General features: G+C 62.2%; 19 protein-coding genes. 4 read left to right on the plus strand and 15 right to left on the minus strand.

Annotated elements, in window-relative coordinates; translation table 11 throughout:
- The coding region (locus tag BLU35_RS13770) for a transposase (RefSeq protein ID WP_143032927.1) at nt 1-335 on the plus strand (335 nt) is incomplete at its 5' end.
- Between the two features lie 118 nt (nt 336-453).
- Here BLU35_RS13770 and BLU35_RS13775 read toward each other — a convergent pair.
- The 8 genes from BLU35_RS13775 to BLU35_RS13810 form a co-directional block, all read right to left on the minus strand.
- Entirely contained in the window at nt 454-1,320 is an 867-nt protein-coding gene (locus tag BLU35_RS13775) for an RNA polymerase factor sigma-32 (RefSeq protein ID WP_057254889.1), read from the minus strand.
- 414 nt (nt 1,321-1,734) lie between these two features.
- Entirely contained in the window at nt 1,735-2,304 is a 570-nt protein-coding gene (locus tag BLU35_RS13780; RefSeq protein ID WP_034802893.1) for a CarD family transcriptional regulator, read from the minus strand.
- Between the two features lie 410 nt (nt 2,305-2,714).
- Complete coding sequence (gene fdxA, locus BLU35_RS13785) at nt 2,715-3,053, minus strand: ferredoxin FdxA (RefSeq protein WP_057254888.1); 339 nt, start codon at nt 3,051-3,053, stop codon at nt 2,715-2,717.
- A gap of 203 nt (nt 3,054-3,256) precedes the next feature.
- Nucleotides 3,257-3,670, minus strand: coding sequence for an RNA-binding S4 domain-containing protein (locus BLU35_RS13790; RefSeq protein WP_057254887.1), 414 nt, complete (start codon nt 3,668-3,670; stop codon nt 3,257-3,259).
- An 8-nt stretch (nt 3,671-3,678) separates the two neighbouring features.
- Nucleotides 3,679-6,708, minus strand: coding sequence for a helicase-related protein (locus BLU35_RS13795; protein ID WP_093233508.1), 3,030 nt, complete (start codon nt 6,706-6,708; stop codon nt 3,679-3,681).
- Nucleotides 6,709-7,386: 678 nt separating this feature from the next.
- A complete protein-coding gene (locus BLU35_RS13800; protein ID WP_057254886.1) occupies nt 7,387-8,112 on the minus strand; it encodes a beta-ketoacyl-ACP reductase in 726 nt (241 codons plus the stop codon).
- Between the two features lie 17 nt (nt 8,113-8,129).
- The gene (locus tag BLU35_RS13805) at nt 8,130-8,489 is read right to left on the minus strand and encodes a hypothetical protein (protein WP_057254885.1); all 360 of its coding nucleotides are present in this window, start codon (nt 8,487-8,489) and stop codon (nt 8,130-8,132) included.
- A 13-nt stretch (nt 8,490-8,502) separates the two neighbouring features.
- Complete coding sequence (locus BLU35_RS13810) at nt 8,503-9,684, minus strand: acetyl-CoA C-acetyltransferase (RefSeq protein ID WP_057254884.1); 1,182 nt, start codon at nt 9,682-9,684, stop codon at nt 8,503-8,505.
- Between the two features lie 224 nt (nt 9,685-9,908).
- Between BLU35_RS13810 and phaR the strand changes: the two genes are divergently transcribed.
- Entirely contained in the window at nt 9,909-10,487 is a 579-nt protein-coding gene (phaR, locus tag BLU35_RS13815) for a polyhydroxyalkanoate synthesis repressor PhaR (protein WP_057254883.1), read from the plus strand.
- A 203-nt stretch (nt 10,488-10,690) separates the two neighbouring features.
- Here phaR and BLU35_RS13820 read toward each other — a convergent pair whose 3' ends face one another.
- The 5 genes from BLU35_RS13820 to mtgA form a co-directional block, all read right to left on the minus strand.
- Nucleotides 10,691-11,092: a hypothetical protein gene (locus BLU35_RS13820; RefSeq protein WP_057254882.1), complete on the minus strand. Its 402-nt coding sequence runs from the start codon at nt 11,090-11,092 to the stop codon at nt 10,691-10,693.
- A gap of 350 nt (nt 11,093-11,442) precedes the next feature.
- The gene (gene rpmF, locus BLU35_RS13830) at nt 11,443-11,628 is read right to left on the minus strand and encodes a 50S ribosomal protein L32 (RefSeq protein ID WP_057254881.1); all 186 of its coding nucleotides are present in this window, start codon (nt 11,626-11,628) and stop codon (nt 11,443-11,445) included.
- A 157-nt stretch (nt 11,629-11,785) separates the two neighbouring features.
- On the minus strand, nt 11,786-12,433 hold the full coding sequence (locus BLU35_RS13835) for a glutathione S-transferase family protein (RefSeq protein WP_057254880.1): 648 nt from the start codon (nt 12,431-12,433) through the stop codon (nt 11,786-11,788).
- Between the two features lie 21 nt (nt 12,434-12,454).
- On the minus strand, nt 12,455-13,189 hold the full coding sequence (locus tag BLU35_RS13840) for a DUF1868 domain-containing protein (protein ID WP_058321665.1): 735 nt from the start codon (nt 13,187-13,189) through the stop codon (nt 12,455-12,457).
- Between the two features lie 104 nt (nt 13,190-13,293).
- Nucleotides 13,294-14,067 (minus strand): monofunctional biosynthetic peptidoglycan transglycosylase, encoded by a 774-nt coding sequence (mtgA, locus tag BLU35_RS13845; protein ID WP_093233448.1) that lies wholly within the window; start codon nt 14,065-14,067, stop codon nt 13,294-13,296.
- Nucleotides 14,068-14,212: 145 nt separating this feature from the next.
- On the opposite strand from mtgA, the gene BLU35_RS13850 reads away from it, so the two are divergent.
- Both BLU35_RS13850 and hisC read left to right on the plus strand, forming a co-directional pair.
- Nucleotides 14,213-15,127 carry a polyprenyl synthetase family protein gene (locus BLU35_RS13850; protein WP_057254878.1) on the plus strand — a complete coding sequence of 305 codons (915 nt, stop codon included), beginning with the start codon at nt 14,213-14,215 and terminating at the stop codon, nt 15,125-15,127.
- Between the two features lie 4 nt (nt 15,128-15,131).
- Complete coding sequence (hisC, locus tag BLU35_RS13855; protein ID WP_057254877.1) at nt 15,132-16,187, plus strand: histidinol-phosphate transaminase; 1,056 nt, start codon at nt 15,132-15,134, stop codon at nt 16,185-16,187.
- Nucleotides 16,188-16,313: 126 nt separating this feature from the next.
- Here the strand turns inward: hisC and ispG are convergent, their stop codons facing one another.
- A complete protein-coding gene (ispG, locus tag BLU35_RS13860) occupies nt 16,314-17,567 on the minus strand; it encodes a flavodoxin-dependent (E)-4-hydroxy-3-methylbut-2-enyl-diphosphate synthase (protein ID WP_057254876.1) in 1,254 nt (417 codons plus the stop codon).
- 189 nt (nt 17,568-17,756) lie between these two features.
- Nucleotides 17,757-18,941, minus strand: a complete 1,185-nt coding sequence (locus tag BLU35_RS13865; protein ID WP_058328023.1) for an MFS transporter — start codon at nt 18,939-18,941, stop codon at nt 17,757-17,759.
- Between the last annotated feature and the right edge of the window lie 2 nt (nt 18,942-18,943).

The following is an 18,943-nucleotide window of genomic DNA, read 5'->3' on the forward strand; positions in this document are numbered from 1 at the left end:
CCGCCTTCGCGCTTCTCATCGACATGCCCGAACTCGGTACACTCGACCAGGCCCAGGTCGCTTCCCTCGCCGGCCTCGCTCCGGTCGCTCGCCAGTCCGGACAGTGGATCGGCCGCGCCTTCATCCGCGGCGGCCGGGCCAATGTCCGACGAGCACTCTACATGCCCGCGCTCGTCGCCATCCGCTTCAATCCCGACCTCAAGGCCAAATACGACCCGCTCAAGGCCGCCGGAAAAGCCTCAAAACTCGCCATTACCGCCGTCATGCGAAAGCTCATCATCATCGCAAACGCATTGCTCAGGGATGGCCGCATATGGGAACCAACCCGTACTTGACCAACACGGATACTCTAAAGCGCGTCGCGATCTTTCAGATTCACTCCTTGCGCTTTAAGCGCTCGACATTTCGCAGGTCGTTATCACAAAACCGCTGCGCACTTTTGCGCGACAAGCTTTAGTGAATGCCCGCAGTCAGGGCCGGCGCTTTGGTCGCGAGCGCCACTCTGAGCTTTTCGAGCGCCCGAGTTTCGATCTGTCGCACCCGTTCCTTGGAAATGCCGAGATCGAGGCCGAGCTCTTCCAGCGTCGCACCGTCCTCCGACAGTCGTCGTGCACGGATGATCCGCATCTCCCTTTCGGTCAAGGCACCCAGCGCATCGCGGAGCCACACACGGGCCCGCTCGCCGTCGATCATGTCGCTGACCTGTTCGTCCGGAAGCGGCGCATCGCTGGCCAGGAAATCCAGCCGCTCGCCGCCATCGGAATCGGCGCCGCCAACGGGGGCCTGCAAGGAAGTGTCGCTGCCGGAAAGCCGCGCATCCATGGTCTGCACATCGGCGATGCTGACGCCGAGCGCCGCGGCAATTTCCTCATGCATAGCCTGCGATGTAAGTTGCCTGTCGCCTTGCGCCAGACGTGCACGCAACCGCCGCAGATTGAAGAACAGCGCCTTCTGAGCCGAACTCGTGCCGCCCCGGACGATCGACCAATTGCGCAGGACATAGTCCTGCATCGATGCCCGGATCCACCAGGTCGCATAGGTCGAAAACCTGACCTCACGGCTGGGTTCGAAGCGGGCCGCCGCTTCCAGGAGGCCGATATGGCCTTCCTGCACCAAGTCGCCCATGGGCAGGCCGAAGTTGCGGAACTTCGCTGCCATCGAGATCACGAGCCGCATATGCGACATGGCGATCTTGTTGCGGGCTTCCTGATCATGGTCGTTCCGCCAGGCCTGTGCCAGCGCGTGCTCCTCGTCGCGCTCGAGATAAGGCGCCTCCATTGCGATCTTGATCATCCGCCGGTCTGCAGTGAGAGTCTTCATCGATCACTCCGTGACTGGCGCCCGGGCGCCATTGCGTGTGAAGTCTAAAAGGCCGGACAGATGGCGCGTCCGGCAGCAGGGGCGTCTAGATCACGATGATTTGGATCGGATCGATCGAAATCATCGTGATCGGTTCTTTTAAGTCAGAGCGGGATGGGCGCGGAAAACCGCATGATCTTTTCCTTCCCCGCTCAAGAGCCTCAGCGCCGAACTTGAAGAAACGACGCGGCGCCCTAACTTCAAAATCACGAACCTGAACGGTGACGGATCACAGAACCAAGATCGCCCGGCGCGAAAGCGGCGCGTTCCTGCCGGCTAATGTAAATGCGCGTGGCGGGCAAAAGTTCCATCAGATCAAAGAAAAAGCCCGGCGCGATGGCCGGGCTTTTTTGCAGTCTCACTGCGGGTGGAAGCCTATGCTGCTTCGTCCTGGGCGTCGTCTTCGTCGATCGCCTTGCCGCGCTTCGGGCCCTTGCTGAGGTTTGCCTCGACGAGGCGCACAGCTTCGGTCTCCGACATTTTGTTCACGGCAGCGATTTCGCGCGCCATGCGGTCGAGAGCAGCTTCATAGAGCTGGCGTTCGGAATAGGACTGTTCCGGCTGGTTTTCGGCGCGATAGAGATCGCGAACGACTTCCGCGATGGAAATCAGGTCGCCGGAGTTGATCTTGGCATCGTATTCCTGGGCGCGGCGCGACCACATGGTGCGCTTCACGCGAGCCTTGCCCTGCACAACCTTCAACGCACGATCGACGAAATCGGTTTCAGACAGCTTGCGCATGCCGATGCTGACAGCCTTGGCCACCGGCACCTTCAACCGCATCTTGTCCTTCTCGAAATCGATGACAAAAAGCTCAAGCTTCATGCCCGCGACTTCCTGCTCTTCGATCGCCACGATCTGGCCAACGCCGTGGGCCGGATAGACGATCGATTCACCGGTCTTGAAGCCCTGGCGTGTCGAAGATTTTTTCTGCTGGGTCGTCATTCGTTTCAAAAACTCCCTGTTTCGCGCCGGCCATTCTGGCCGGGGCCGGGTCAGTGAGGCCCGGGATAGACGGGGATACCGCCGGGTGGGTACATCCTGGTCCGTCCACGGAACGCAAACAGCCTCATGAAATGCGGTCGCAACAGAGCAAAGCCATGTTGCGTAATAGGGAGAAACCGCCTTTTGGAGATCGTTTGCTTTCGTGATGGTTTTCGGGCGCGCAAAAACACCCTCTGTGGATCAGTAGAAGGAACCTATCACAAAAAAGTGCCGAAATCAATAATTTGCTGCATGGCAGCCATCAAGCCACCATTCTCGCACCTGCGAGCGCAGTGCGTGTTTTCCCCAGGTTTGGCGCGCTGGGTCGCGCTCGCTGCGTCAGCCTCGACGAACGATAGAGATCGTCCGTCTCAGTCGCCCTGTCCCGGCTCGGCGGAGAAGAACTTCTCGTACTTGCCTTCGACGCCGTCCATCTCCTTGGCTTCCGGCATCGGGTCGCGCTTGACCGTGACGTTCGGCCACTTCGTGGCAAAATCAGCGTTCACTTTCAACCACATATCAAGGCCCGGCTCGGTGTCCGGCTTGATCGCCTCGGCAGGACATTCCGGCTCGCAAACGCCGCAATCGATGCACTCGTCGGGATGGATGACGAGGAAATTCTCGCCCTCATAGAAGCAGTCCACGGGGCAGACTTCGACACAGTCCATATACTTGCAGCGAATGCAATTGTCGGTCACGACATACGTCATGAGGTACTCCAGCCAATGCTCACGTTTGATGGCAGACGGCAATCAATGGTGATGCTCATCGTCCGCGCATGCTAGGAATGTCCGGCGCGCATAGCTGCCGAAGCAAGACCGATGCACCCAACGTGGGTCTGTCAGGTAAAGGCTTTATGGACCCTTTGCAAGAATATTCAATGCGCGAAACGCCGCGGCAAAGGCAGAGTTTTCTAATCCTCGCGCGGATCGAAATCGGGTTTTAGCCGATCGGTATCCCGCCGCTCTTTCTTGGTCGGGCGTCCCGCCCCACGGTCGCGTGTGGCGAGATCAAATGCCGAGAGTTTCTCCTTAGGCAATTCCGGCGTGAGATCATCATAAAGAAGCCGCGCTTCCTCGTAGGGGCCACGTCGTTCCCCTGGAGCAAGCACGCGCACGGTCACGCTGCGGCGGTCGAGGACGAGCTCAAGCAGGTCCCCCGTCTTGACCTGAAACGACGACTGCGTCACGCGCTGCTCGTTGACGGCCACGCGGCCGTCCTCGATCGCTTTTTGCGCAAGCGAGCGCGATTTGATCAGCCGCGTGAAAAACAGCCACTTGTCGAGACGCTGGCGCGATGCCGGGTTGGACGTGGGCTGTTTTTCCATGACCTGCCTTACTTCTTCATCTGCTCCTTGAGCGCCGCGAGCTTGGCGAAGGGCGAATCCGGATCCACCGGCTTCTCGCGACGCGGCGGGCGCGCCTCGAACTTGCCCTGGCCCGGCTTGCCGCCGCGGTCGTGGCGATCATGACGGTCACCACGGTCCTGGCGCGGACCGCCTTCCGACTTGCCGCCGTCATGGCGCTTGCCGCGCACCGGCTGGCCGCCCTTGCGTCCGCCCTCACGTCCCTCGCCCTGGCCTTGGCCTTGGCCATGTCCATGGCGCTGGCCGCCGCGACGCTGGTCGCCCTGGTGGCGACCGCCGCCCTGGCGCTGGTTATCCTGGCGGGTGCCGGGACGCCACAGCAGCACGGGCTTGGCTTCGACCGGTTCTCCGGTCTCGGCGACTTGAGCTTCGGCTGGTTGGACCTCGCTGGTGGCGACTTCGCCCTCAGGCTTCTCGGCCTCGGCGGCCGGTGCCTCAACGGCTGCGGTCTCGGCATCCGTCGCGCTGTCAGCAGCGTCCGCGTCATCGACGGCGGCAACCGGCTCGGAGGCGGCGGCAGCAGAGGCGGGCGCACCGTCCTGGCTGGCGAGGAAGGCCGCAGCCTCCTCGGCCTTGACGCTGTCGGCCCGATAGCCAAGGCCCTTCAGGATCTCTTCCATATCATCAGGCGTTGCGCCGAGGATCGAAAGCATCGAGGTGGTGGCGGTGAAACGACGGCCGTCATAGGCGCCTTCAGGACGCGGCTGCGCGCCGGGCTTCCACTGCAGCAGCGGCCGGATGAGATCGGCCAGGCGCTCGAGGATGTCGATGCGCACGGCGCGCTTTCCGAGGAAGCGGAAGCCGGCAAGCTTGTAGAAGGTGCGCTCGAAGGACGGATCGGTGACGACCGACGTACGGCCGGCAGCGAGCATCGGGATGAGGTCGCCATAGCCGGGCTTGTCGAGGCCGTCGTTCTTCAGCGCCCAGAGCAGCGTGATCAGCTCGGCCGGAGCCGGCTTCAAGAGCGCCGGAAGGAAGATGTGGTAGGCGCCGAAGCGAACGCCGTATTTGCGGATCGACGCGCGACCGTCCTGGTCCAGCGACTTCACGTCGTCGGCGACATCGCGGCGGAAGAGCACGCCGAGGTTCTCGACGAGCTGGAAGGCAAGGCCCTTGGCGAGGCCTTCGAGGTCTTCAGCGCGCGAGATATCGTCGAGCGGCTTCAGCACCGTACCGATGTGATGGTTCACGAAACGCTCGATGCGCGCCACGACATGCTCGCGGGCGTTCGCCTGCAGCTGATCGTCGGCAAGCAGGATGACGCGCGGACGCATGACATGGTCGCTCGCTGCCAGACGGGCGACGGGATCGCCGAGCCAGCGCACGAGACCATCCGACGAAAGCGCCAGGTCGTTGTTGCCCGAGGCGTGCAGACGTGCGGCCCGCGCCTCGAACTCGAGCGCCAGCGCCTTCTGGGCAGCGCCCTGCACGGCCTTGGCATCCGGGCCGTCGCCGCCGGTCGCCAGCGTAAACCGGAAACCGGTTAGTTGTCCTACGTGGTGTCCTTCGACGAAGACATCACCATTCACACTGATTTCAGCTTCCAGCATAGCATTCTCTCTCAGGCGCTTCATGAGCACAGATGTCCTGCGATCAACAAAGCGTTTCGTCAACCGTTCATGTAGTGCGTCGGATAATCGATCTTCAATTTCCCGCGTCTTTTCTTGCCAGTGTGTCGGATCGGCCAGCCATCCCGGCCGGTTCGACACATAGGTCCAGGTTCTGATCTGCGCGATTCGCGCCGAAAGTGTGTCGATCTCACCGTCGGTGTGATCGGCACGCCTGACCTGTTCGGCCATGAAGTCCTCGTTCACCGTACCCCGGCGAACGAGATCCGCGTAGATCGTCGAGATCAGATCGGCGTGCTGGGCGGGCGTGATGCGCCGATAGTCCGGCAGCGCGCAGGCTTCCCATAGTTTTTCGACGCGCTCGGCATTGGTCGTAATGTCGACGACCTCCGGGTAGCGGGCCAGATGCTCGAACGCCTGCTGGTCTACCGCAGGTAGCGCCCGGGCAAGGCCGGGAACTTTCGGCGCGGCATCGAGGCTCTTCTTCAAGGCGGTAAGCGAGGAATAGTCGAACGCCTTCGAGCGCCATTGCAGCACCTTGACCGCATCGAACTCGTGCGACTCGATGCGATGAACGAGCTCGTTGTCGAAAGGATCGACGCGACCCGTGACGCCGAACGTTCCGTCACGCAGATGTCGCCCGGCGCGCCCGGCGACCTGCGCCAGTTCCGCCGGGTTCAGGTTGCGAAACTGGTAGCCGTCGAACTTGCGGTCCTGCGCGAAGGCGACGTGATCGACGTCGAGGTTGAGACCCATGCCGATCGCGTCGGTCGCCACCATGTATTCGACGTCGCCTTCCTGATAGAGCGCCACCTGCGCATTGCGCGTGCGCGGCGAAAGCGCGCCGAGCACGACGGCGGCGCCGCCGCGCTGGCGACGGATCAGTTCGGCGATCGCATAGACTTCGTCGGCCGAGAAGGCGACGATCGCCGAGCGATGCGGCAGGCGGGTGATTTTCTTCGAACCGGCATAGAGCAGTTGCGACATGCGCGGCCGCTCGACGACGGTAATGCCGGGCAGGAGGTGCTCCAGGATCGGCCGCATCGTTGCAGCCCCCAGAAGCAGCGTCTCGCCACGCCCCCTCAGATGCAGGATCCGGTCGGTGAAGATGTGACCGCGCTCGAGATCGCCTGCAAGCTGCACTTCGTCGATCGCCACGAAGGACGCGGTCGTCTCCCTCGGCATCGCTTCGACGGTGCAGACCGAATAGCGGGCGCGATGCGGAGTAATCTTCTCCTCGCCAGTGATCAGCGCGACATTGTGATGGCCGACCCTTTCGACCAGGCGCGTATAGACCTCGCGCGCCAGGAGGCGCAGCGGCAGGCCTATGACGCCGCTGTCATGCGCGATCATGCGCTCGATCGCGTAGTGCGTCTTGCCGGTATTGGTTGGCCCGAGCACCGCGGTTACGCCGCGGCCGCTCAGGATCATGGGGTGAACGGACACGTCATCGATCCCGGGCATTCAGAAATTACGACAGCGTCTTTTCACGCTGGCGGCAAACACATGCCCACGCACCGAGCCAAACGCAAGGGGCGCCGACAACTAAAACCATCGTTCGGCGTCTCTCAGCCCATTGCACCACCTGTTGTGGTTGGCGCAATCGAGAACGGGAACAGCCATGGAACGAATCGGCGACGAATCGAAGACTCATCGCGATTCACTGTATGTTCACGACTACATATAGATTTCAACACCAAACGTTGCACCACATGCTGAATCTGACGCCGCGCGCGTGTGTTAGAGCCCACGACTCGCCTCAATCCTGGCTGTCCCATTGCCAGACAGGTCAAAGGATTCCGAATCCAAGACTCTGGAAAGCCTAGAAAATTTTTAACGAAATTCATCGGAGATTCGCTGGGGAGAGAGAATGAGAATCGCACCGAGCACCCTCGACCAATACGGGAGGATCCGATGGCGACTCGTGGTACGGGCATCATTCCGCTTTTGTTCTCCACAAGATATAGTGTCTGCGCCGCGCGCCGGCAGCAGATTCACGTGCGCGATTTCGGGATTCAAATGCCGGGGCAACAGGCGTCTCTTCTCTCCGCCCTACACAAAGACGGCGCCCCGAAGGGCGCCGTTCAAAGCAATGATGAGATCAAAAGGTCAGACGAAGAACTGTCCGCCATTCGCCGAAATCGTCGAGCCGGTGATGAAGCCGGCGTCGTCGGAGGCCAGGAACACAACGCAGCGGGCGATTTCTTCCGGCTCGCCGAGGCGGCCAACCGGGATCTGCGGGATGATCCGCTCGTTCAGCACTTTCTCCGGCACCGCCCGCACCATTTCCGTGCCGATATAACCCGGGCAGATGGCGTTGACCGTGATCCCCTTCGCCGCACCTTCCTGGGCAAGCGCCTTGGTGAAGCCGAGATCACCGGCTTTGGCCGCCGAATAGTTGGCCTGGCCCATCTGGCCCTTCTGGCCGTTGATCGACGAGATGTTGATGACGCGGCCGAAACCGCGGTCGCGCATGGCGGACCAGATCGGATGCGTCATGTTGAAGAGACCGGTGAGGTTGGTGCCGACCACCTCGCCCCATTGCTCGGGCGTCATCTTGTGGAACATCGCGTCGCGGGTGATGCCCGCATTGTTGACCAGCACTTCGACCGGGCCGAGATCGGCCTCGACCTTGGCGATGCCTTCGGCGCAGGACTGATAGCTGGAAACATCCCACTTGTAGACGGGGATGCCGGTTTCCTGCTTGAAGGCCTCAGCCTTTTCGTCATTGCCGGCATAGTTTGCGGCCACCTTGTAGCCGGCATTCTTGAGTGCGACGGAGATTGCCGCGCCGATGCCGCGCGACCCACCTGTGACCAATGCTACCCTGCTCATGCACGCCTCCCACTTGATCAGTTCAGTTTCTCAAAGGCCTTCTTCATCAGCTTTTCGCCGACCTGTCGTCCGTAGAGCTCGGCGGCAGCCTGGAACTGAGGCGTCGCGAGCATAGACATACCCACCTCGCACTTGGTGAGCGCGAGGTTCATCATCAGACTGGAGAGCTGAACGAGCGACGCTTTCAAAGCGCCACTGTCATCGTTCGGGGCCGCAACCATCATGTCCTTGAAAACGGCCTCGTCGTCCGAGGTCGTATGTTCCAGCATGCACTGAACCAACCGCGCCTCGTCGAGAGGCGCGGGATTGGCATGTGCGGAAACGATCGGCGAACCGGCCAGAAGAAGGGAAAACGGAACCCACCTGGCGCTGTTCATGCCGCCAAACCGATTAGAGCCGTTCGACGCACATGGCGACGCCCATGCCGCCGCCGATGCAGAGCGTTGCAAGCCCCTTGGAAACGCCGCGGCGCTTCATTTCGAAGAGCAGCGTGTTGAGCACGCGGGCGCCGGAAGCGCCGATCGGATGGCCGATGGCGATCGCGCCGCCATTGACGTTGACGATCGACGGATCCCAGCCGAGGTCCTTGTTGACCGCGCAGGCCTGTGCCGCGAAAGCCTCGTTGGCCTCGACCAGTTCGACGTCGCCGATCGCCCAGCCGGCTTTCGCCAACGCCTTGCGCGAAGCCGGGATCGGGCCGGTGCCCATGACCTGCGGATCGACGCCGGCCGTTGCCCAGGAAACGATACGGGCGAGCGGCTGGATGCCGCGCTTGGAAGCCTGCGCTTCGGTCATCAGCAGAGTGGCCGCGGCGCCGTCATTGAGGCCGGAGGCGTTGCCGGCGGTGACCGTGCCTTCCTTGTCGAAGGCCGGACGCAGCTTCGTCATCTGGTCGAGCGTTGCGCCATGGCGGATATATTCGTCCTGGTCGACGGTGACGTCGCCCTTGCGGCCTTTGACGATGAAGGGAATGATCTCGTCGGCGAACCGCCCGGCCTTCTGGGCCGCTTCGGCCTTGTTCTGCGAGGCGAGCGCGAAAGTATCCTGCTCTTCACGGCTGAGCTGCCACTGGCGGGCGACGTTTTCGGCAGTGATGCCCATGTGATAGCCGTAGAAGGCGTCGGTCAGACCGTCCTTGATCATCGTGTCGATCATCTTGAAATCGCCCATCTTCACGCCGCCGCGAAGATGCGAGCAATGCGGCGCCATCGACATGGACTCCATGCCGCCGGCGACGATGATATCCGCATCACCGGTTGCAATCTGCTGCATGCCGAGCGCCACGGCACGAAGACCGGAACCGCAGAGCTGGTTCATGCCCCAGGCGGTTTTCTCCTGCGGAAGACCCGCCTTCATCGCCGCCTGACGCGCCGGGTTCTGGCCCTCGCCGGCCTGCAGGACCTGGCCGAGGATCACCTCGTCGACCTCGCCTGCCTCGACGCCTGCGCGCTCGAGCACGCCCTTGATGACGGCGGCGCCGAGTTCGTGCGCCGGTGTGTTGGCGAATGCACCGTTGAAGGATCCGACCGCGGTACGGGCGGCGCTGGCGATCACGATGGAGGGATTGCTCATGGGACGTTTCCTCAGATCTTTCTTGCCTAATGGAAGCAGACTGGCAAAGCGCGCGGCGCAAGTCAAACGCCTTGATGCGGTGCCACAAAACCGTCACCCAAGACGCAACCGCAAGATTTCGCACTTGCGTCGCCGCAACGCACAAAGACATTGTCAGCGGCGCTCTTTTGCGGATACTCTGAAAAACGCAATAAAGACGGGATGATGGGTGAGAGGAGACCCTGATGGCGAAGCACGAAGGCCAGATCGTTATAAAAAAATATGCGAACCGGCGGCTCTACAACACCGGGACCAGCACCTATGTCACGCTCGACGACCTGGCTGTCATGGTGAAGAAGGGCGACGATTTCATCGTCCAGGACGCAAAGTCCGGAGAGGACATCACCCATTCCGTGCTGACGCAGATCATCTTCGAGCAGGAGTCCAAGACCGGCAACACGCTGCTGCCGATCTCCTTCCTGCGCCAGCTGATCTCGTTCTACGGCGACCAGATGCAGATGGTGGTGCCGAGCTATCTCGAGCATTCGATGCAGGCTTTCACCGAGCAGCAGTCGCAGATGCGCGAGCAGATCAACAAGGCCTTCGGTGACACGCCGCTCGGCAAGAACCTGCAGGTTCCGCTGCAACTTGTCGAAGAGCAGGTCCGCCGCAATACCGAGATGTTCCATCAGGCGATGCAAATGTTCTCGCCGTTCATCACCGCCCCGCCGGTGAAGGAAACCAAGAAGGCCGAAGCCAAGGATATCGACGAGCTCAAGGAACAGCTTCGCGCGCTCCAGACCAAGCTCGACAATCTCGGCTGAGCGCATTCTCCTTGCAAAGGCGGGTGTGAGTCACCCGCCCAATTCCCGTCCAGCAAACCATGTTTTGAATTGGGCCAACGCCCCGGGATCGATCGTGACCTAAAGCGCGTCGCGATCTTTCAGATTCGCGCCTTGCGCTTTAAGTTCTTGATATTTCGCATGTCGTTGTCGCAAAACCGCTGCGCACTTTTGCGCTACAGGCTTTAAAGGCCGATCGACACGTCCCGTCCGGCCGAGCGCATCGAGACGGCGAAGCCGGCGATGACGTCGATGAAGCTGATCGTCATCAGGATGAAGAAGAGCTGGGTTGCCGCCGGCGCCAGCAGCAGGAATTCGATCAGGAAGGCGATGAACAGAATCATCGACAACAGGTGATCCATCAGCGCACGCGTGCTCGTGCGGGTCGCCTTCAGCAATTCGACGAAGAGCAACAGCAGTGCGACGACGATCAGGAGGTCGCCGAAGCGCATCGTCCAGGTCGCGCCCGACAGCATGGACAGCGACAGCATCTCGGCGTTCAAGCCGGCAATACCGCCGAACATTCCGATCATCGCGAGATTGTAGACAACGAACGGCAGGATCAGCAGCGGAACGGCAGCGAGCATCGGGCACGAACTCCTTTGCCGCGTCTTGCGGCGTCTTCAGGCCTACTGCATGTTTCCTTTAATCGTAGCCGGTTAAAGGACAAAAACATGCAGCAATTCAAAGTGCTACAGCGACGTTTGCGCGTCTGATAAGACGCGCGGCGCTGTAGAGCGCTGTGCGTTCGCATGAACGCACCAAGGACGCTCCAGCACTTAGGGTCTAGAGCATCTCTCCGCTTCCAGTGACTTCACCTTGGCGCGTGATGCTCTAGCTCCTGCGGATAACACAGGGTCCAAGCGAGAAAATGTCAGACGCAAAACAAAAGGGCCGGCAGAGCCAGCCCTTTGAACCATTCCACGAACGGAAACGCTTATGCGTTTTCCTTCGGGGTCAGAACCTGACGGCCACGGTACATGCCGGTCTTCAGGTCGATGTGGTGCGGGCGACGCAGTTCGCCGGAGTTCTTGTCTTCGACGTAGGTCGGCGTCTTGAGAGCGTCAGCGGAACGGCGCATGCCACGCTTGGACGGGCTCGTTTTTCTTTTAGGTACAGCCATTTCATTCTCCACTTATCGGGCAAACACTGTTCAGCAGCCGAAATGGCCGTGTTAAACAGATGTCAATCACGGAAATTTGGCGCGCTTATACATGGGCAACTGCTGTTTGACCAGTCCCCAGCCGCAATTTTTCGACTCAAGATCTGGCGGCGCCGATTCAGACCTCGTCATCGGGAACGACCCACGGCTCGGCGCGGGCAGCCTCTTCCCACTTCCGGAAAGCGAAATGTGCCTTCACCCGTTGCATGTAGCCGAGCGTTTCTTGATCCGCAACGAGATCGTAGACGTCGAAGCGGTTGACCACAGGCGCGTACATTGCATCGGCCGCGCTGAAGGATCCGAAGAGGAACGGCCCGCCGGAGTGGGCAAGCGCCTCCTTCCAGATCTGCTCGATGCGCACGACATCAGCGCGAACGTCGGCATCCACCTGAAGCGCCCGCCTCTCCCGGCGGATGTTCATCGGGCAGGCACCGCGCAGCGCCCTGAAACCGGAGAGCATCTCCATGGAATAGCTGCGGGCCCGGGCGCGGGCCTGGCGATCGGACGGCCAAAGCCCGGCGTCGGGAAAGAGCTCGGCGACATATTCGATGATCGCCAGCGATTCCCAGACGAGCAGATCGCCGTGGCGCAGCAGCGGCACCTTTCCGGTCGGCGAGATCGCGCGGATATCAGGATTGCCGGCCGCGAAATCGAAGGGAATGACCACGTCCTCGAAGGCGATGCCCGCGGCGGTCATCGCCATCCAGGGCCGCATCGACCAGGACGAATAGTTCTTGTTGCCGACGTAAAGGGTAAGTCCGGTCATCTACATTCCTTGATGCTGGCCTTAATTGCTGGCCGTGATTGCTGATCTGTCCGAGAAAACGATCAGTTCCTCGAAATGGTTCATGTCCTCGAACGAGCAGAAGGCCGGCGGATCGAGCTCGATCACCGGCGCCCGCTCCCTGAGGCAGGCGAGTTGTTCGCTCAACATTTCCTGCCAGCGCGGCAGTGCCGCGTCATCGAGCCAGTCGATGACATAGGCGAAGGTGATGTGAAACGCATAGTCGTCATGATCAGGATGGCGATAGCCGAAGACTTCGGCGAAAGCATCGCGCCAGGCCTTGAGGCAAGCCCGATCGGCGACGCTGTCGCCTTCAAGCGCGAGACCGGTTGGCGTGATCTCGGTCACGCGGGCACGGAAGGGCTGCAACGGCGCAAAGTGCCTCAGCCGCGCACAGTAGTGTTCGGTCATCACATCGATCGGTGTATCGAGCGCCATATCGACGGGCCAATAGGGTAGCCTGCGACGATATTCGATGATGCCCTGGAAGATCGTCATGTGCAGGCTGGACGGATGCGTGAAGGCGAACTGCCCCGCCTCGGGCATCGCCATCAGACGCTCGCGCACGGCAAGCACGGCCGTCTCGGACGGCGATCCGGCGGTGACGTGGGAGACGACCGTGTTGCCCGGCTCACGCAGGAAGCGGCCGTCCGTGGCGTAGCGGGTTCCGAGATGCTTCGGCGGAATGGTGTCCGCGTTGCGGCCAAAGGCGAGAAGCGAAGGGGAAATCGAGGTCATGGGAGCGATCGGGCCTTTTGAATGGAGAGAGGGCCCAGATGGCAGAACTCTACGAAGCCAGGATGACATCCCCCGGCAACCGCATCCAATGAAAAGGTCTGATCTCAATCATAAAGGCAGGTGATGTAGCCGCCGGAGCGGCTGGCGCGACGCTCGATCAAATTCGCCAGACGCTTGAGCCCACGGCCGGGTTTGCCGACATTGCGCTCTTTCGGGTTGGGCAGCGAAACCGCAAGCAGTGCGGCCTGCCGGCGCGAGAGCTTCGCCGCGGAAACGCCGAAATGGTGGCGGGCCGCCGCCTCGATACCGTAGATCCCATCACCCCATTCGGCGACGTTCAAATAGATCTCCATCATCCGCCGCTTGCTCCAGACGAAATCGGCAGCGACCGCCAGCGGCAGCTCCATGCCCTTGCGCAGGAAGGAGCGGCCGTTCCAGAGGTAGAGGTTCTTGACCGTCTGCATCGGGATGGTGCTGGCGCCACGGGTCGATTCCCCTTCAAGCGCATCCTCGACCACGCCGCGCATCTGGCCCCAGTCGACGCCGTCATGGGCGCAGAACTGACCGTCCTCCGACATCATCACCGATTGGACGAGCACCGGCGAGATGTTCTCGAAATCGACCCATTGGCGGTCGTAGCCGCGAAGCAGAACGAGATCGCGCAGCATCAAGGTGGAGACCGGGTGGACGAACTCGACGAGATAGAGAACGATCAGCACATAGGGGAGGGCAACGAAACCCAGGACAGCCAGGATGATCTGGCGGCGTTTCTTGCGCAATGTCCGGCGAAGCGAAGACCAGCGACTGGAAGGCACTTCGCCCTCCTCGCGCGCTTCCGGAACGACGTTCACGGCCTGACTGTTCACCTCGCTGTCCATCCGCTTCTCTTAGTGCATGGTCCGGCAAAGTTGAACGGGCTTTCTGGTAAAAGGCAAGGCGCCCAGGCGGCTGTCCCAGGGAAAGCGCGCCGCTGCGACACGAATCCCCGTTGAAAGCCCTCTTCGCCCGTGCCAAAGAGCGCGCATGAGCCAGGACACATCGCCCTTCACCCGCCGCCTCACCGGCAATGCCCGCGCCGTCGAAGCTCTGCTCGAGCGCCTGCTCGGCTCGGCGACGGCGGTCGACGAGATTGCGCGACCAGCAAACCTGCTCGCGGCCATGCGGCACGGCGTGCTGAACGGCGGCAAGCGGCTGCGCCCCTTTCTGGTGATCGAATGTGCGGATCTTCTCGGCGGCAGCTTGGATGCATCCTTGCGCGTCGGGGCGGCGCTCGAATGCGTCCATTGCTATTCCCTCGTCCATGACGACCTGCCGGCGATGGACGACGACGATATCCGCCGCGGCCAGCCGACGGTGCACAAGGCCTTCGACGAGGCAACCGCGATCCTCGCCGGCGACAGCCTGCTGACCTTCGCCTTCGACATCATCGCGGCCCCCGAAACGCTGCTGACGGACGGCCAGAAAGTGGAGCTGATCCTGGCGCTCGGACGCGCCGCCGGCCACGGTGGCATGGCCGGCGGACAGGCGCTCGATCTGGCAGCAGAGAAGTCGCCGCCCGACGAGGCCGGCATCGTGACGCTGCAGGCCATGAAAACCGGCGCCCTCATCCGCTTCGCCTGCGAAGCGGGCGCCATCGTCGCTGCCGCATCGAAAGACGACCGCGCCCGGCTTCGCCACTTCGGCGAAAAGATCGGCCTTGCCTTCCAGCTCGCTGACGACCTGCTCGACCTCACTGCTGACGCGGAGACCATGGGCAAGGCGACCGGCAAGGACGCCGCCCGCGGCAAAGGCACGCTGGTCGCGCTGCACGGCCAGGCCTGGGCAGAGGAGCGGCTGGAGCAACTGGTCGCAGAAGCCGAATCCCTGCTCGCGCCCTATGGTGAGCGCTCGGCCATCCTCATCGAAACCGCCCGCTTCGTCGCCAACCGCAGGAATTAGCCCCGTGAGCAAATACTGGTCGCCGATCGTCTCGAAGCTCAAGCCCTATGTGCCGGGCGAGCAGCCGCGCATCGCCAATCTGGTGAAGCTTAACACCAACGAATGCCCCTACGGTCCCTCGCAAAAAGTGCTCGACGCGATCGGCGCTGCAGCAAGCAGCGATCTCCGCCTTTATCCCGACCCGCTGGCGCTCAAGCTTCGCCAGGCGATCGCCGCGCGCTATGGCGTGACGGCGGAGGAAGTCTTCGTCGGCAACGGCTCGGACGAGGTGCTGGCCCATATCTTCGCCGGCCTCCTGAAGCACGACTCGCCGCTGCTCTATCCGGATATTTCCTACAGCTTCTATTCGACCTACGCGCGGCTTTTCGAGATCGACACGGTCGAGGTCCCGCTCAACGACGCCTTCGAGATCGACATCGCCGACTATGATCGCCCCTGCGGCGCGATCATCCTGCCGAACCCGAACGCTCCGACAGGCATCGGCCTGCCGCTCGCCGAAATCGAGCGGCTCGTCGCAAGCCACCCGGACCAGCCCGTCGTCATCGACGAGGCCTATGTCGACTTCGGCGGCCAGTCGGCAGCAGAACTCGTTTCGAAATACGAGAACCTGCTGGTCGTCCAGACCTTCTCCAAGTCGCGCGCGCTTGCAGGCCTTCGTGTCGGCTTCGCCATCGGCCAGCGGCCGCTGATCGAGGCGCTGGAGCGGGTGAAGGACAGCTTCAACTCCTATCCGCTCGGCCGTCCGGCGCAAGCAGGCGCCATCGCCGCGATCGAGGACGAGGCCTGGTTCGAGGAAACGCGCGCAAAAATCATCGACTCCCGCGAACTGCTTGCGGCGGACCTCACTCAACGCGGCTTCGAGGTATTGCCATCTCAGGCCAACTTTGTGTTCGCCCGGCATCCGGGCCATGACGGCGAGGCATTGATGAAGGCGCTGCGCGAGCGGGCCGTGCTGGTCCGCCATTTCGCCAAGCCCCGCATTTCCGATTTCCTGCGCATCACGATCGGCACCGATCAGGAATGCGCGCGACTGATCGAAGCGCTGGACGAGATCCTCTAGAGCGTCTTTCCGCTTCGAGTGATTCCACCTGAGAGCGGGCTGACGTCGCGGCGATAGGCCCCAAGCCGCGCGCTTCCGGGCGGCAGGAGCCTTGTACGTCGCTTGGAACTGCCCGGAAGAAACCGCCTATTCGGCAGCCGCCTGGCCGCGGCCATAACGCTTCTCGATATAATCGGAAACCAGCGTCTCGAAGTCCGCGGCGATGTTCGGGCCGCGCAGGGTCATCGCCTTCTGGCCGTCAACGAAAACTGGGGCGGCCGGCATTTCACCGGTGCCCGGAAGCGAGATGCCGATGTCCGCATGCTTGCTTTCGCCCGGGCCGTTGACGATGCAGCCCATCACCGCGACCTTCAGGCCTTCGACACCGGGATATTTCTCGCGCCAGACCGGCATGTTGCGGCGGATGTCGTCCTGGATCTTCTGCGCGAGCTCCTGGAACACGGTGGACGTCGTGCGCCCGCAGCCGGGACACGCTGCAACCACCGGAATGAACTGGCGGAAGCCCATGACCTGTAGCAGTTCCTGCGCCACCTGCACCTCGCGGGTGCGGTCGCCACCGGGCTCCGGCGTCAGCGAAATGCGGATCGTGTCGCCGATGCCCTGCTGCATCAGGATGCCGAGCGAGGCCGAGGAGGCGACGATGCCCTTGGTGCCCATGCCGGCTTCCGTCAGCCCGAGATGCAGCGCATGGTCGGAGCGTGCCGACAGCATGGCGTAGACGGCGATCAGGTCCTGGACACCCGAAACCTTGGCGGAGAGAATGATGCGGTTGCGTGGCAGGCCGATCTCTTCTGCGAGATCCGCCGACAAGAGCGCCGACTGCACGATGGTCTCGCGCGTCACCTGCTGGGCCGTCAGCGGAAAGCCGTTCGCCTGGTTCTCGTCCATCAGCCGCGTCAGCAGTTCCTGGTCGAGCGAGCCCCAATTGACGCCGATGCGCACCGGCTTGTCGTAGCGGATCGCCATTTCGACGATCTCGGCGAACTGCTTGTCCTTCTTGTCCTTGAAGCCGACATTGCCCGGGTTGATGCGGTACTTGGCGAGCGCTTCGGCGCAGGCCGGATGATCGGCGAGCAGCTTGTGGCCGATATAGTGGAAGTCGCCGACGAGCGGCACATCCAGACCGAGGCGCTCGAGGCGCTCGCGGATCTTCGGCACGGCGGCGGCACTTTCGTCGCGGTCGACGGTGATGCGCACCAGTTCCGAGCCGGCCTTGTGGAGAGCGGCAACCTGCGCCACCGTTCCGTCGATATCAGCGGTATCGGTGTTGGTCATCGACTGGACGACCACCGGCGCGCCACCGCCCACTATGACCCCGCCGACATCGACGGCGACGGACGCACGGCGGGGCTGCGGATCAAAATCGAAGGCGGCAGACATGGAGGCCTCTTGGTCCCCAGGTCACGCCAGTGACCTGGTCTCATCGTTTCAGCGCGGGATGCGGGCGGAAAACCACATGGACTTCTGCCCGTCCCGCTCTTGCTTTTCGTCCATCAGGTGGATGAGGAAAGCACCGTTGTCAACGGCGACATCATGCCCTGACGGCGATTTGATGGCAGGCGGCCGCCGTCAGTGTCCCTTTGCGTGGTCGGCATGATGAGCATGATGCGACAGCATCAGCACGACGATGAACAGCACCGGCACCGAGGCAAAGACGATCGCGAAGCCCGTATGCTCGGCGACGAAGCCGATCACCGATGGAGCAAACAGCATGCCCGAATAACCCATGAAGGTCGCGACCGAAAGGCCGATGCCAGGCTGCAGGCCCGGCATGTTGCCGGCCGCCGAAAAGGCGATCGGCACCATGTTGGAGATGCCGACGCCGGCAATCGCAAAGCCGAGGATGGCGATATAGGCATTCGGCGCCGTGCCCGCGATGATCATGCCGATGAGTGCAGTGACCGTGCAAATCCGCAGCGTCTTCTTGGCACCGAAGCGGTCGCGCACGAGGTCGCCGGCAAAGCGCATGGTCGCCATGGTGGCGGAGAAAGCGGCGAAGCCGAAGCCGGACAGTTCCACCGAGGCACCAAGCTCGTTGCGCAGGTAGAGCGCGCCCCAATCGAGCACCGTGCCCTCCGGCACCATCGAAAACAGCGCCATGATGCCGATCAGCCAGGGAAGCGGCGTCATCGGCAGGCGGAGCTTTTCCTTGGCGGCGGCCGGATGCGGCTTGTCGGCAAGGATCATCGGCCAGGCAATCGCAATCAACGTCAGGCAGATCACGGTGACGACGAAGACATGCGGCAGCACGCCGACGCGCGCCATGAGGAACCCGCCGATGCCGGCACCGATCAGGCCGCCGAGGCTCCAATAGGCGTGGCAGGAGGACATGATTGCCCGCCGCATCGATTTCTCGACCTCGACCGCATTGGCGTTCATGGCGACATCCATCGCGCCGACGAAACCGCCGAGCACGAACATGCCGATCGCCGCCGCCCAGACGTTTGGCACCAAGGTCAAAAGCAGAAGCAGCGGCGACAGGATGATGGCCGTGACCTTGACGACCTTCTGCGAGCCGATGCGGGCGATGTAGCCGCCGGCAATCGGCATCAGCACCAGCGAGCCGATGCCAAACATCAGGATCAGGAGGCCGAGTACGCTTTCGCTGATGCCGAGCCGGTCCTTGAACTCGGGGATCTTCGGCGCCCAGCTGCCGGTGACGAAGCCATTCATCAGAAAGAGCAGGGAAACCGCCAGCCGGTTGCGGGTCATATAGCCCTGGCGGACGGTTGCAGTGGGAGAACGTTGGTCCATGG

The sequence above is a fragment of the Sinorhizobium sp. NFACC03 genome, assembly GCF_900103435.1.
Classification (GTDB): domain Bacteria; phylum Pseudomonadota; class Alphaproteobacteria; order Rhizobiales; family Rhizobiaceae; genus Ensifer.

What these genes read in the sequence shown, in the direction of transcription:
- BLU35_RS13780 (WP_034802893.1), bottom strand. Translation starts at nt 2,304, where the DNA reads ATGACGACCCAGCAGAAAAAATCTTCGACACGCCAGGGCTTCAAGACC.
- rpmF (WP_057254881.1), bottom strand. Translation starts at nt 11,628, where the DNA reads ATGGCTGTACCTAAAAGAAAAACGAGCCCGTCCAAGCGTGGCATGCGC.
- BLU35_RS13865 (WP_058328023.1), bottom strand. Translation starts at nt 18,941, where the DNA reads ATGGACCAACGTTCTCCCACTGCAACCGTCCGCCAGGGCTATATGACC.
- ispG (WP_057254876.1), bottom strand. Translation starts at nt 17,567, where the DNA reads ATGTCTGCCGCCTTCGATTTTGATCCGCAGCCCCGCCGTGCGTCCGTC.
- BLU35_RS13835 (WP_057254880.1), bottom strand. Translation starts at nt 12,433, where the DNA reads ATGACCGGACTTACCCTTTACGTCGGCAACAAGAACTATTCGTCCTGG.
- BLU35_RS13805 (WP_057254885.1), bottom strand. Translation starts at nt 8,489, where the DNA reads ATGAACAGCGCCAGGTGGGTTCCGTTTTCCCTTCTTCTGGCCGGTTCG.
- BLU35_RS13795 (WP_093233508.1), bottom strand. Translation starts at nt 6,708, where the DNA reads ATGATCCTGAGCGGCCGCGGCGTAACCGCGGTGCTCGGGCCAACCAAT.
- BLU35_RS13850 (WP_057254878.1), top strand. Translation starts at nt 14,213, where the DNA reads ATGAGCCAGGACACATCGCCCTTCACCCGCCGCCTCACCGGCAATGCC.
- phaR (WP_057254883.1), top strand. Translation starts at nt 9,909, where the DNA reads ATGGCGAAGCACGAAGGCCAGATCGTTATAAAAAAATATGCGAACCGG.
- BLU35_RS13800 (WP_057254886.1), bottom strand. Translation starts at nt 8,112, where the DNA reads ATGAGCAGGGTAGCATTGGTCACAGGTGGGTCGCGCGGCATCGGCGCG.
- BLU35_RS13775 (WP_057254889.1), bottom strand. Translation starts at nt 1,320, where the DNA reads ATGAAGACTCTCACTGCAGACCGGCGGATGATCAAGATCGCAATGGAG.
- BLU35_RS13790 (WP_057254887.1), bottom strand. Translation starts at nt 3,670, where the DNA reads ATGGAAAAACAGCCCACGTCCAACCCGGCATCGCGCCAGCGTCTCGAC.
- fdxA (WP_057254888.1), bottom strand. Translation starts at nt 3,053, where the DNA reads ATGACGTATGTCGTGACCGACAATTGCATTCGCTGCAAGTATATGGAC.
- BLU35_RS13840 (WP_058321665.1), bottom strand. Translation starts at nt 13,189, where the DNA reads ATGACCTCGATTTCCCCTTCGCTTCTCGCCTTTGGCCGCAACGCGGAC.
- mtgA (WP_093233448.1), bottom strand. Translation starts at nt 14,067, where the DNA reads ATGGACAGCGAGGTGAACAGTCAGGCCGTGAACGTCGTTCCGGAAGCG.
- BLU35_RS13820 (WP_057254882.1), bottom strand. Translation starts at nt 11,092, where the DNA reads ATGCTCGCTGCCGTTCCGCTGCTGATCCTGCCGTTCGTTGTCTACAAT.
- BLU35_RS13810 (WP_057254884.1), bottom strand. Translation starts at nt 9,684, where the DNA reads ATGAGCAATCCCTCCATCGTGATCGCCAGCGCCGCCCGTACCGCGGTC.